This is a genomic window from Prevotella sp. OH937_COT-195 (assembly GCF_003932845.1).
Classification (GTDB): Bacteria; Bacteroidota; Bacteroidia; order Bacteroidales; family Bacteroidaceae; genus Prevotella.
This window is the reverse complement of record NZ_RQZH01000034.1, coordinates 1-13,463: the sequence shown is the minus strand read 5'-3', so window position 1 is coordinate 13,463 and position 13,463 is coordinate 1. Positions and strand designations below refer to the sequence as shown.

13 protein-coding genes and 2 pseudogenes are annotated in these 13,463 nt (G+C 41.9%); 3 read left to right on the top strand and 12 right to left on the bottom strand.

Annotated elements, in window-relative coordinates; genetic code table 11:
* From EII32_RS10530 to EII32_RS10520, 3 genes are all read left to right on the top strand, one after another.
* Positions 1-216 (top strand): PcfJ domain-containing protein (locus EII32_RS10530; protein WP_199741425.1); only part of this gene is annotated, 216 nt, incomplete at its 5' end.
* 52 nt (positions 217-268) lie between these two features.
* Positions 269-505: a hypothetical protein gene (locus EII32_RS10525; RefSeq protein ID WP_125235360.1), complete on the top strand. Its 237-nt coding sequence runs from the start codon at positions 269-271 to the stop codon at positions 503-505.
* Between the two features lie 4 nt (positions 506-509).
* Complete coding sequence (locus EII32_RS10520; protein ID WP_125235358.1) at positions 510-737, top strand: hypothetical protein; 228 nt, start codon at positions 510-512, stop codon at positions 735-737.
* Here EII32_RS10520 and EII32_RS10515 read toward each other — a convergent pair.
* The 12 genes and pseudogenes from EII32_RS10515 to EII32_RS10455 all read right to left on the bottom strand — a co-directional run bounded on the left by EII32_RS10515 (position 732) and on the right by EII32_RS10455 (position 13,273).
* On the bottom strand, positions 732-1,640 hold the full coding sequence (locus tag EII32_RS10515; RefSeq protein WP_125235357.1) for a hypothetical protein: 909 nt from the start codon (positions 1,638-1,640) through the stop codon (positions 732-734). The genes EII32_RS10520 and EII32_RS10515 overlap by 6 nt on opposite strands.
* Before the next feature lie 103 nt (positions 1,641-1,743).
* Positions 1,744-2,433, bottom strand: coding sequence for an undecaprenyl diphosphate synthase family protein (locus EII32_RS10510; RefSeq protein ID WP_021663869.1), 690 nt, complete (start codon positions 2,431-2,433; stop codon positions 1,744-1,746).
* A 6-nt stretch (positions 2,434-2,439) separates the two neighbouring features.
* A complete protein-coding gene (locus EII32_RS10505) occupies positions 2,440-3,255 on the bottom strand; it encodes a glycosyltransferase family 2 protein (RefSeq protein ID WP_125235356.1) in 816 nt (271 codons plus the stop codon).
* Positions 3,256-3,257: 2 nt separating this feature from the next.
* Complete coding sequence (locus EII32_RS10500) at positions 3,258-3,755, bottom strand: hypothetical protein (RefSeq protein WP_125235355.1); 498 nt, start codon at positions 3,753-3,755, stop codon at positions 3,258-3,260.
* Positions 3,756-3,809: 54 nt separating this feature from the next.
* Positions 3,810-4,285: pseudogene (locus tag EII32_RS10495) on the bottom strand (HU family DNA-binding protein).
* A 220-nt stretch (positions 4,286-4,505) separates the two neighbouring features.
* The gene (locus EII32_RS10490; protein WP_125235354.1) at positions 4,506-4,952 is read right to left on the bottom strand and encodes a DUF3872 domain-containing protein; all 447 of its coding nucleotides are present in this window, start codon (positions 4,950-4,952) and stop codon (positions 4,506-4,508) included.
* A complete protein-coding gene (locus tag EII32_RS10485) occupies positions 4,949-5,812 on the bottom strand; it encodes a toprim domain-containing protein (RefSeq protein WP_125235353.1) in 864 nt (287 codons plus the stop codon). Before EII32_RS10485 ends, EII32_RS10490 begins: the two co-directional genes overlap by 4 nt.
* Before the next feature lie 692 nt (positions 5,813-6,504).
* Positions 6,505-8,091, bottom strand: a complete 1,587-nt coding sequence (locus EII32_RS10475; RefSeq protein ID WP_158611175.1) for a GLUG motif-containing protein — start codon at positions 8,089-8,091, stop codon at positions 6,505-6,507.
* A gap of 19 nt (positions 8,092-8,110) precedes the next feature.
* Positions 8,111-9,295 carry a hypothetical protein gene (locus tag EII32_RS10470; RefSeq protein ID WP_125235351.1) on the bottom strand — a complete coding sequence of 395 codons (1,185 nt, stop codon included), beginning with the start codon at positions 9,293-9,295 and terminating at the stop codon, positions 8,111-8,113.
* 313 nt (positions 9,296-9,608) lie between these two features.
* A pseudogene (locus tag EII32_RS10465) lies at positions 9,609-9,824 on the bottom strand (tyrosine-type recombinase/integrase); the annotation flags it as partial.
* Positions 9,825-9,973: 149 nt separating this feature from the next.
* Positions 9,974-11,647 carry a putative transporter gene (locus tag EII32_RS10460; protein WP_125235350.1) on the bottom strand — a complete coding sequence of 558 codons (1,674 nt, stop codon included), beginning with the start codon at positions 11,645-11,647 and terminating at the stop codon, positions 9,974-9,976.
* Between the two features lie 252 nt (positions 11,648-11,899).
* The gene (locus EII32_RS10455; RefSeq protein ID WP_125235349.1) at positions 11,900-13,273 is read right to left on the bottom strand and encodes a tryptophanase; all 1,374 of its coding nucleotides are present in this window, start codon (positions 13,271-13,273) and stop codon (positions 11,900-11,902) included.
* Between the last annotated feature and the right edge of the window lie 190 nt (positions 13,274-13,463).

The window sequence follows — 13,463 nt, the reverse complement described above, 5'->3', positions numbered from 1 at the left end:
TTCTCCAACGAGTACTACCTCAAAGAAAACTCGCTGATACTTTCGGCAACCATTGAGGGCAGACGGATAGAAACGATTGAAGTCAATTTGGACACGCTTAAAGTGGTGCAAAGTCGTGGTGTGTGCAATAAGAATACGGAATATCACGACCAAATTGTTAGCCTTGTCAATGCCAACCGCAAACTGATAAGGCAGAGAATGAGAGCGACAGCATAAGCAACTATCACCAAAACATCACAGAAATGAAAGCAGAAATAGAAAGCATCGTATCATCGTATGTAATTGGACGGACGAGATACCCCATATCCTTGTAAGGGTAATCAATGCCATTACCCTATCCGCCAACGAGAGGGAACTGAGGGCAGCCGTCAAACGGATAGCCGAAGAAACGGAACTTGACAAGTTCTTTGCCTATGGTTACGGCACGCATCATTTTTGGCTTACCCACCGCAGGTTATCCAATGGAGAGCCGATGGAACACAGATTATTAAAGGTCGAGTTCTGAGTATATGAATAAGAAAGTTTATAGAGTACGAACGCAGTACATTTTCGAGGGAGTGTTTGAAGTAGTTGCCGAAAGCAAGGTGGAAGCACGGCAGAAAGTCCGACAAGATTGTGGGTTAATAATGGGCGGAAGCATTCATAGCACTTTGCCTGATGAGGAGGTATCCTCCCTTGCAGTAAACTATTATGATAAATGGCTATATGGTTTCCATTCCGCTTTTTTGTTGTTATGATCTAACGGGGCGACGAGCCCACATTAACGAAGTGAATGAGGTGCGATTTCCTGTATTTCCCTTTTTCTTAGATAGAATATATAATTTTTCATCGTTCTCTATTATTTTTTTTGCATATGACTCGGCAAAAGATTTAGGCAGTTCACCCGTGTTTTCAAATAAAGATATCGCCTTAAGAGTAAAGTAAACTATGACAAAAACAGGAAGAAGTAAAAACATTGCCCATAATCCACATGTTTCCCACATTATGCCCCAAACACCTAACACAGCACCATATATTAAATATGACTTTGTCAAAATCGTATTTTTTTGAGGGACAAAAGAACTATTCCATCTCTGCAATAGAAATAACCATGTCGTTGCAATAGCTCCTACAACAATGCTTGTCCTTTCTGTAAGAGATAAAATAGAAATTCCAAGTAACGCTATTATCCAATAAAACACAGGAAACTGTGTCATACGTAATAAGCTCATACCACCATATCTAACAGGAATATCAAATACCAATGTATACTTGTCCGTTTCATTGACTTCGTTTTTCCATGTGAAAATAAATGTAGAGGAATCGTTTCCATAAGAATGTCTTAATATCGATTCTTTGTTGTTTTGTTTTATTTTAGACTTAAAAAAAATCAATCTAAATATATCAGGTAGAATTATGGAAATATTCTCAATCTTTCTTGAACAGTATATTGTTCCTTTAATGAAACTCGAAATAAAAGGATAAAAGCGCATCCCATAACGATTCCCCAATTTGTCATCATAACTGCCCGATATAACTTTTCTTTCATCAAATAATCCAATGACAGAAATTTCTACTACGTAATTCTGACAGTCTCCCTTTTGAGATAAAATCTTATTTGATTTTCCTTGCTTGCCTTTAATTAATTGAATTATTTCCATTTCTGTTGATAGATTAATTTCAAATTTCTCAATTGAATAAAAAGACAGTATGGAAATTGAATGCAGATAAATTGATTCGGCACTTATCTTTAGATACACGTGACTATTCTCCATATTTTCGTTCGATTTTACAAAATTCGTCTATTATTGCTTCGATATCTTTTTTACATATATCATTAATAAGTTTGTCTGGAAAGTATAAGCGAGCAAAACCTGATTGAAGAAGTAAAAAATTACTAAGCAGATTAGCATTCCCTGTTCTTATAATCAAATCAACTGGAGTTGAAATCCACAAGTTATTCAGCAAATCAGTAGGAGAATTTGATTTAAGAGAACTCTCCAATAGCTCTACAAAAGGGTTGTATGCCACACATAAATTCAACTGCTTACTTACACAATCCCTTGTCCTTAGCTTAAGTTTAATTAGGGAATCTAAAAAATATTGAGGAAGAAGACTTTTGTTGCCAAAAAAATCAACATGGACATTATTTTTCTCTACAACAGGTAAAATGTGAATATTACAAAAATTAGATTCTGCTTTACAAAATGCTTCTACCTCGACCATCGGCCTTTCAAAATTCTGACTACTAGAAAAATAGACGCTGATTATACTTACTCCTCTGTCATAGAGAAATTCTATGATTTGGCAAAGATTTCGCATAGCTAAATCATATGATTCGTAATATGACATGCCCTTTTTTACAGCCCATCTTCTACTACCATCAGGTATTAGCGCGACATGGTTAGGAATTATTTCTCTTGAAGGATGATAATTTTCAAAAATATCTTTCATTATTGGTTATTCGTAAAATGATTTGGCTTTATTCAATTCTGTTTGAAATATATAAGAATTAAGATGTGGAATGCAAAAACAGTAAAATTCAAAACCTTCAATGGTAACACGGAAATTTTTCTTTTCAATAATGTTGTCAAACATATATCTCAAGATCATTAATGATTTCTGACAGTCGCAATATTTTATGGAAACATTTAGCAGGCCTATTATTTCATTTATCTTTGTGCAATGCAATTCGTCACACGGATATATAACGGGAATATTGACAATGGAACATTTAATTTCCTGCCTTAATATACAATATAATTGTTCATATATTACTTCAAAGTTGTCAATTATGCTTTGCCATGTGAGACTTGCCAATTTAAATCCACGGTATCCACAAGAGACATCGGTTATCTTTTTTCCTGTAATGGAAAAAAATATTAATGAGGCGAGCAAATTTGAAGCGATTTTGCATGAGGGAACATGACTGATATCAAAGAAACGATTGCCTAATACGCAATCATAGAGGTCTAACTTTGAGATAAATTCATCAATAAATTCAGGGTCGTGCTGTCCATCCGCATCGATTGTTACTATACGCTCAAAACCGTTGACTTTTGCATATTCTAAACCAGAATTGATTGCTTGAGACAATCCCATGTTTTTTTTATGCCTGATTAATCGAAAGTTCTCGTTAATTACTATCTGACTTGTATTATCTGCGCTTCCATCATCAATGACAATAACATTTTCTTTCTTGCATTTAAGAAAGTCAAGGACAGACTTTATCTTCGATTCAACATTATATGCGGGAATAATAATCAAGTTGTTCATAGCTATTTTATCCTGTTGAAATCTTTTACATTTAATTCAGATCTTATCAATTCTGCACATGTTGATCGGCGACTATAATCTTTTTTGCTCATTCTTAAGTAACTTCCTACAAAGGTAGTATCATTTCTTTGAGTGATAAACCAACATCCATAACTTAAGACACTTTGGTCTGTAGCCCAGAAGATAGCAACAAAATCCCTTCCCAATAATTTACCATAAACTTCATAACGCCTATGGTTTTGATCTTTTGGAAAAATTCTTTTTGCCGTACCTATTATTTCATTTCCATTTTGCTTTAGGTAGAAAATATCTCGTTTTATCACATTATTGTTATCATCATATATCCTGTCTTCCCATATGCCAGTATACGGAGATCTAACTTCTTTAAATCTCTTATATATTAATGGGGCTAATGCGATAACTATACTAATAATGCCAATAATTATACCACTTATGCCAATAATATAACTACTATCACTACCAACAACATACTGTTCCATAAAAAGACCATCGATTTTTACACATTTATATATAGAATCATTCCGCTAGATTGATTAAATCCCCAAACCAGAATCCTCGCTTTCATTAGGTTTGGGGGTAGAAGGCTTCGTCCCTTTCTTTGGTTTAGGGTTGTCTGTTCGTAGGTCATATCGGTAAGCGTGAAGTATTTCTTCGACGGACTGAACAGTACCACGGGCTTCTCAATGTGTTCCTGCGCACGGAAAGGTTTGCCAACCTCCACCGCCTTGCTCTTGAACGAGGGTTTGAGCGTGCCGAGGTCGCCGAACTCCACAATGTCACCGTTTGCCACGATGTCGCGTGCAATTTCCGTGGCGTAGTTCAATACGGCTTCCACTTCTTGACGATTAAATGTGGTAGATTTCGCCACACGTTCGCAGAAACTGCGGAAATCCACACGATGTCTGCCCGTAGGTTGGACAATCTGGACAATCTGAACGGTCTTGCCCGATTGAGGTCCGATGCTCATTTTACGTTCTATAAGAACGAATTGTAAGGGTTTGTTTGCCATAATTCTATCGTGTTTTCCTCCTTTGCCCTCCTTTGCCGAAGTTGGAGGTGTTGGCTTTCGGCAAAGGCTTATTTATTGTGATAACGCAAAAGTAATTGAATTATTGCAAAAAGCCAATTAGAAATTCAGGGATTGCTAATGAATGGATTTTATGATGTTCACCAGACTATAAAAACGCCCCTTGCAAGCTGATAAAACTTGCAAGGGCGTCGTACAAATTCTACTTCCTCTCCTTTTCCTCGTCCTTTTGACTGTTGAACTCAAACGAGAGTTTCACCGTCTGTCCGAAATTATCCTCCACATACACATCAATGGTCTGCTGGTCGGTGGATGCAGAGGTGTAGTATAGCCTGAATTCTTCTTTCGTAAGCGGGTAACGGTCATTGGGCTTGAAGACCGTGCCGTCGTCCATCTTCAGCCGTCCCTTTCCATCGGGCTGAAAGTACCTTATGGTATAGTGGGTATCGGCAAAGTTGCCCTCCCTTTTCAATGTACAGCGTATCTCCGCCGTCTGTCCCTTGACGATGTGCTTCTGCACCGGCATCGTCTCTACCGTGAACGGGTACGCCTGCTGAATATCCAACTCGTGATTACAAGCAGATAGACAAAACCCTGCGAGGGCAAGCACTCCCATTACCCAAATCGTATTCAATATTTTCTTCTTCATTGTTTATTATCGTTTTGTTGTTTTACATTGTTTCCTGCATTCTTGGAAAGCAGAAATTCATTCAAATCCTTGTGGTCGGCATACAGGGAGGAGTGGTCGATGACCTTCTCTCCGAAGTCTGCCCTCAACCTTTCCAATGTTCTCCGTCCTGCATCGTCATTGTCGAGGAAGCATTCTATCTTTTCATAGCCCTGCAAGGCTTTCACCGCATTCTCCACGTTGGAAACGGAATTAAGCACAAGCCAGTCCGAAGCGATGATGCCAATTTGCATAGCGGAGAGACAATCTATAAAACCCTCGAATACGGCGCATACGTCCGAGCCGTTACGTTTCAGGGAAATATCTTTCGGTGGGATGCACCCCTTGAAAAAGCGATTACGCAATTCCATTCCTCCTGCCTCGTTACGGAAGCCGATGGCATAGTACCGTTTGCCATGCACACGGTATCGAACCTCCTCGCAGTTGGGAATGGCAGTATCGGCGAAAATGCCCCGCTCTTTCAAGTAGCCCAGCAGTCTGGCATCCTGCAACGGTCGCACCCAAATATCCTCGAAGACGGGTTCTTTCTCTTCATTCCTTTGTGGACGTTCTATTACGGGAAGCGGACACGTTCCGCTCTTGGCGATGAAAGCCGCCCGCAGGAGGAAATCCTCGCTTCCGATGAACGCTCCTGCCAAGTCGAAGATGTCGCCCCCATTGCCCGTCCCGAAATCGAACCAGACATTCTTGGCGATATCGACCTTGAAAGAGGGTGTCCGCTCCGTGCGGTACGGAGCGGAATACCACAAGGTTTTTCCTTTCTGTCCAGTCGGAAGAATCCCCATCGCGTTCAGGAAGTCAACAATGGAGATTTCTCTCATCTGTCACACATCCATCAATTCTGTATGATTTTCTGTCCGACACCGTACTGTGCATGGAAATGCCCCGTAGGATCTCCCCACAGGCAACGCTCCCTGCCATACTATCAAACAACAAAACAATTTCGGCGATTTTACCTACCAATTTCGGCGAAATTGCTTTATAAAATCGGCGAAATTGCTATGCGAAAGTATATCAAATGTGAACATGTTGAAACTTAAACAGATTTGCGAAAAGATATTAACCGATGTCGATGTCGGCTAAAAACACTTTGATGCATGTCAAAATTTTATTGTCATGCTTTATTTTATCTTCAAAATTTTGAAATGTAAACCTTGAAACAAATCTGCGGTAAAAGTTCCATCGTAATCAGAATTTACGGCGTATTTTTTCTTGTTGTCTTATCACGAAGCGGGGTAATATATGCAAGAGTCATTCTATGGCATGGAAAAGTTTATTTTTCATTACGAGATGTTTCTCCTTGACGATGAAGACTTTAAGTCTTTTCAAAAAAACGGAGTGGGTACAATATTGCTTTTACGACTTTTGCTTTGTGCTTAATAAAAACGACATCTCTGCGGTATAGATTTAGCAGAGATGTCGTCCGATGAATTATTGCTCCGGTAAAAGCATCGTTTTATGGTGTTTTATAAAGCCGCATCTCAACCGGAAAGGTTGATTAACAGTCTCTACCCTACCTCATTGCTTTCACGGTTGCAGTGTTGCCGTTTACAAGAATGGTGCGTATGACGAACACCATGTGATTGTCATCGGGCAGGCTGAATGTAACGGCATTGGCATTGTTACACTTAATCTCGAACAGTTTGGTACCGTCGAGTGCAAATGTTTCGACTCTTGCCAATGGTATCCGGGGGCTTGCTACGTTAAGTTGTCCACCCGTAATGCTCACTCGCACATCCGGTTCGTTAATGATTGTTGTGCCGATGCTTGCAGTTACTGGCGATGATTTGAGAATTGGGTATCCGTCGTTTTTGCTTTTGTCAATGCTCCACACCTTGTTAAAATCCCAACCTTCAAATGTAGTTTGAGATTTCATCTGCTCCGTAGTCATTGGTTTACAGTCACAATCGTTGTGCGAGAAACCACCCACAGCCTTTTCCTGTACCGATGCTTCCTTGTCGTAGTAGCAATCTTTTATGGTGGCAGTGTATGACTTGTTGCCAACAAAACCCGCAGCGGTAACATTATCGTGTGCTGTAACTTTCCCTGTAGAGTAGCAACGTACAATGTTGCTGCCCGTATAATCGAGCGAACCTATAAATCCGCCCACACTTACATCTCCTTCAACTTCAGAACGGGCATAACAGTCGCTGATGCTTGTTTCCTCGTTCTTGCCCACGAAACCACCAACGTAAGTAATACCCTTAATCAGTTGACCGGCAGCAAAACTCTTTTCAATAGTCGATTTCACTGCAGTGCCTGCCAAACCGCCAATTTGGTTTCCACCTTCAACTCGGGCTGTAGTCATACATTCGCTCATGGTACAATTGCTAAGAAAACCAGCTATACCGCCTGCGACGCGACCAAGTCTTCCATCGGTTGTATTCTCAATGCTTTTAACACTTCCGGTTGTCCAACAGCCGATTATTTTACCATCAATGCACCAACTGGTGATACCGCCAATGTAATCATATCCGCTGATATCGGCCTCGACCGAGCAGTTAACAGTAGTTCCATCGGATTGGTAGCCAAGCAAACCACCCAAATAGATGCCACTACCTTTTATAACCGACTTCGTTACATGGCAATTTTCAATATTTTCTTCAAAGGCATATCCCGCAAGCACTCCCATGTTTTCAATTCCCGTGATTTGAGCATTCTCAATGATAAGGTTACGCACAGTGCCGGAATAAACATATCCGAACAGACCTTGAAAGTCTGTCATGCGGTTAATATACAAGTTGCTTATCTTATGGTTCTTTCCATCGTAGTTGCCTTTGAACGATAATTTCACTACCTGTCCATTCATAATTTGCACCCCACCAATGGAAGCCCAACCTCGTCCTTCGTCCCAATTTCGCGTGGCGGCAAAATCGATATCTTTTATCTGCTCGAAATTGAAACCGGCAAAATCAAGTCCGGAATTTACCTGTTCTGCAATCCATAGCAGGTTTTCAAGAGTTTCAACCTTGTAAGGGTTCTCTGCCATGCCATTACCTTCAGGTTGCACAGCGGCATCGTAGTAGTCTTGTGCCGAAGTAGTAATTGGTAGAATTGCTATCAACACAAGCACCAAAGCTTTTATTGTTTTTTTATTCATCTTTGTGTAGAACATTTATTTAGTTCAAAACAATTTTCTTGCTTTCATCGCCTGCCACCACAATAATCACATCACCCTTGGCAATGCCTTGCAAGCGGAATGTTGCCTTACCATTTATGCTTTCCTGCTTGCCCAAACATGTACCTCGAATGTCGTAAATAGCGACCACCCCTTCTGTGCCTGTCACAGATACTGCCGATGCGTTTGCCATTACCATCATACTTTGGGATGCCACATTATCCATTCCCGTAGGTACTTCACCTTCAATCACAACTTTCACGTCCAAGTTTTCGACGGCTATGAAAGTGACAGAGTTATCCGTAATGTAATCTCCGGCTGCATCGACATAAGGTTGCCCATTGACCTCCCAATAGGCAACCGGTACTTTTCCGGCGGGATTGTCAAAAGGAGCTATCTCAAAAAGAATATGGTCGCCGGGAGTTACATCCGTGCCCGACTCGATTACCGGACTTCCAGATTCGCTGTGGTTGTGACAAGTTATGACTGCCGTTTGCGGTTGTGTATAAGTAATGGTACGTTTTTCCCCATCCTTATAAAATAATATGGTAAGATAGAAACCATTGGGAATATTTTGTTTGTAGAACTGGTCGGGACGAGAAGGGAAATATAAGTTATTGCCAAAACTCCAAACCAATATGTTGTACCCATCTGTCGGACGCGGGTCAAAATATGCACCTCGCCCTTCAGGGAGCATGTACGTAATACCATCGGCCTCCGGAGCAATCACACGCCCGAAATCGCCTTGTTCCTCAACATTTACCTCGGCACCTTCCGAGCCTTCTCCGGGTACTATAAAAGTTACGGGGACAAGTTTACAAACGTCCAAGGTAACAATCTTATTGCTTGTCACATTCTCCAACACCTGCTGTGTTGCGGAGTAAGAACCGCGCATCTCAGTCATGCTGCTCTCGTCACTGCCACCTTTCCAAACATACACAACATAACCTTCATCGGGTATGGCTTCCAAACGTACTTTGCTACCCGATGACACCTCGTAGGTGAATCCGTCGGCCGCAGGAATAAGTTTCTCTTCTTGCAAAGTGGATGGATTGATCAAATAAGCATTAGCAGTCACATTTTGCGCTCCTTGTGCAAATTTGATGATCACGTTTTCTGCCGTAATAGTTAGTGAGCAGAGCAGTAAAAATGTAAGTACCAGGTACTTCTTGTAGTTTTGTTTCATATAGTGATAAATTTAAATGTTATTATTTTGCAATATTACAGATAATAATCTAACCTTACAAGTTTTTTCTTTTATTTTTATCAATGCTCCATCTTTTTTCTGCAGATTGACTATTTAGACAATGACACGATTTGGGATGAGAAAAATGTAATAAAAGTTGGCGTTCCTCCTATTTTCGCAATTTTATAGTTGAAAATAAATGTCGTTACAAACAACATCTATATTATTGAATTTATCAATCGGTCAAAAATGTGTTTGATAGTTAAAAGCGAATCCACCAAATATAGGAAATGGCAGATTCGCTTTTTATTTGTTACCATGTGATGATTTTATCCACTATTGCTTGTTGTTCGCCGGCAGTTCTACGCAGATAGATACAGGTTGTTTCTATGCTTTCGTGTCCCATCAGGTCTGCAAGCAGAGATATGTCATTGAACTTTTCAAGGAAATTCTTTGCGTAACGATGACGGAAAGAATGCGGATAAACAACTTTCGGATTAAGACCATACTTCACGGCAAAGTTCTTTAATCCCCAATCGGTCATTAGAGGCTGTTCCCTCCTTTTTCTAATGACCGATTGGGATTAAATAAATAAAAACCGTCAGTTCTCATTTAATAAGGATATTATTAGAATCCTACAAATACAAAGAAACAGAAAATCCGGAAGATATTACGCCGTTACGCAAACAGCAATATCATCAACTGCGCCACCATCACTCTCACGAACAGTGTGAGAGGATATACCGTGGCATATTTTACGGCGGGAATGTTGTTCTTCGAAGCATCGGGAGAAATTGACAAAGCCGGCGCGAACGTCATGTTGCCGGCAACGTATCCCAACAACGTGAAATAGTCCAACTTCAGCCAATAACGTCCCAACAAAGTGGTAATCCACAACGGTATCATCATTATGGCGGCTGCATACAACATCCACAGGTAACCGCCGCTTAGGAGTTTTTCGATGAAACTGCCTCCCACACTCAATCCCACGCATGCAAGAAAGAGCGTGATGCCGAACTCCTTCAGCATGAGGTTGACACTCTGCGTGTTGTGCGTATTGAGTTTGAAACGCGTGCCGAAATTGCTTATCAGTATTGCCACTATAAGTGTCCCGCCCGAGAAACCGAGTTTGGCGGGCATCGGCATTCCTCCCAGCGGTATTTCTATGCTGCCCACAATCAATCCCACAAGTATCGTAACGAACAACACCGACAAGTTGGGTTTGCGCAGTGTGCTTGCCGAGTTGCCGAGTATCTTCTCCACCCTTTTAACATCGTTCTCTTCTCCCACCAATATCACGGTGTCTCCCATATTCAGCCTCAGGTCAGCCTTTCCGATAAGATGAACTCCGGCACGCAGCACCCTTGAGATGTTGACATTATACAAAGTTCTGAATTTAAGTTCCTCTATGCTTTTGCCGTTTACATCCCCCTGCGTTACGAGACAACGGCGCGAAATCAGCCTGTGGTCGAGTTTGAACCACTGCGTGTCTGCCATCTCTATTTTATGTCCTATGAATGCACATATTGTCTCCACATCGTTCTGTTCGGATATTACGAGGACTTTGTCGCCCTCCTTTATTATCGATTCCGGATGTGCCATCTCTATTTCTCCGGTTTCCTTGTGCAATATTCTGGAAATGATGAACTCATGTTTGTCGAGTAATGCCTTGACATGTGATACTTTGTTGTCGAATAACGCCGGATTGGTAACTTCTATTGAAAATACAAGTGCCTCCATTCGTTTCGCCTTTTCCCTGTCTGCTATCTGTTCCGACTCCTTGTCAACCTTTATCCGCAACACCCATTTCATGGTACTTGTGGTCAATATCAAACCAAGTATCGCCACCGGGTAAGCCAGGGCGTAACCTATACCTATGTCAGACGGTATGATTCCGTTAATACCTTTAGCGGCCTCCTGAGCAGCACCGAGTGCCGGTGTGTTTGTCACCGCACCGGCAACAATTCCCATCATGGTATCTATCGGCGTACCGGAGAAATAGAATATCAAGTATGTTATTACAACGGCAAATGCCACAGACAGCATCGAGAGCAGGTTCAACTGTATCCCTCCTTGCTTGAAAGTGGAGAAGAAACCCGGTCCCACTATCATTCCTATGCCGAATATGAACAGCACCATACCGCTTTCCTTTACGAATGAAAGCACCATGGGGTCTATCCCGAGTCCGAGATGTCCGGCAAGTATTCCCGAAAAGAGCACCCATGTCACACCGAGCGATAATCCTCCGAGTTTTATCTTGCTGAGTAATACTCCTACCGTTACCACAAGTGCCAATACGAAAATAGATTGTCCTATACCATGTCCTGTCAGCAATTCCGCTATAATATCCATCGTTACAAATTATTTTCACCTTTAATAACTGTATTTCCCGTGGGGCATTTCATTTCTCGTTGCAAAGGTACAACATTCTTGTTATTCCAAGATTGTTTGTTCGTTTTTTGTGAATTATAATGCGGCATCGCATTATTTGCGACAAAACAAAGGACACGATGGGGCGAAAATCCCACGTGTCCTTTATTTTTTAAATTTGGATGTATGTTTGTTTAACAACAACTTATTTATATCAATACCAATTACTGCGAATCAGAGTCTCTTCAACTTGACGGTGAAGTGGCGCATAAGCGGAGCCTCCCATTCTATGGCAACGCCGCGTGTAATGGTCTCTCTACGGTCATATACGTTCTTCAGCGCGGCGGCAATCACGTTCATGTGGTTGTCGGTATATACGCGACGTGCTATGCAGAGACGGAGCAAATCAAGACCTCCGAAACGATTCTCGCGCGTAACGGGGTCGCGGTCGGCAAGGATATATCCTATCTCACAGCCGCGAACACCTGCCTCAAGATACAATTCGCATGTAAGCGTTTGTGCCGGGAACTCCTCTATCGGAACGTGTGTGAGCACCTTGTCGGCATCGACGAAGATGGCATGACCGCCTGCTGGACGCTGATAAGGTATGCCGTATTCATCAAGTTTAGATGCAAGATATTCAACCTGATGTATGCGTGTGTGCAGCATGTCGTACTCCGTATTCTCATCGAGACCTACGGCAAGAGCGTTAAGGTCGCGTCCGCTCATTCCGCCATACGTGATGTAACCCTCGAAAGGAATGCAGAAAAGTTTTGCGCCCTCAAACCAATCTTTGTTATTTGTCGCAATGAAACCTCCCATGTTTACCACGCCGTCTTTCTTTGCCGACATGGTCATTGCATCTACATGGCTGTACATTTCAAGCGTAATTTCCTTTATAGTCTTGTCGGCATAACCTTCTTCACGATTTTTTATGAAATAGGCATTCTCCGCAAATCGTGCCGAATCCATTACAACCGGCACACCGTGCTTGTGGCATAATGCACATGTCTCGCGTATGTTCTCCATGCTTACGGGCTGCCCGCCTACGGTGTTGTTGGTAACAGTGAGTACCATGAAAGGTACGTTGCCTTTGTTCTCCACGAGTACTTTCTCGAGTTTCTCCAACCCGACATTACCCTTGAACGGCACCACTTTCTGCGTGTCTTTGGCATCATCGTTGGTCACATCGATGGCTTTTGCCTTGCGGCTCTCGATGTGTCCTTTTGTCGTATCGAAATGAGCGTTGCCCGGAATGACGTTGCCTTCCTTGACAAGGTATGAGAACAGTACGTTCTCTGCGGCACGTCCCTGATGGGTGGGAATGACATATTTCATGCCGAAAATCCTATTGACAACCGACTCAAACTTGTAGAACGATGTGGCTCCGGCATAACTCTCGTCACCGAGCATCATCTCCGCCCACTGGCGGTCGGACATCGCTCCCGTTCCGCTGTCTGTAAGGCAGTCGATATATACTTGCTCCGCTTTTAGTTGGAACACGTTGTAATCTGCTTCGCGCAGCCATTGCTCTCGCTCTTCGCGAGTACTCTTTCTCATTGGTTCAATCATCTTGATTTTCCAAGATTCTGCGAATGGTAATTCCATGGTATAATTATTTAAAGTTAATTAGGTTAATGTCAAAATAGCACGGGCGCAAATTTACAAACAAATTTCGATACGGACAATCATTTTACATATTTTTCCTCAAAAAACCGGCAATTGTTAATATCTGTAAATATGTCAGTGCTATTCATTCGCAATCAGTGCGTTACGGGCACAAAATGTCCGATGGTGC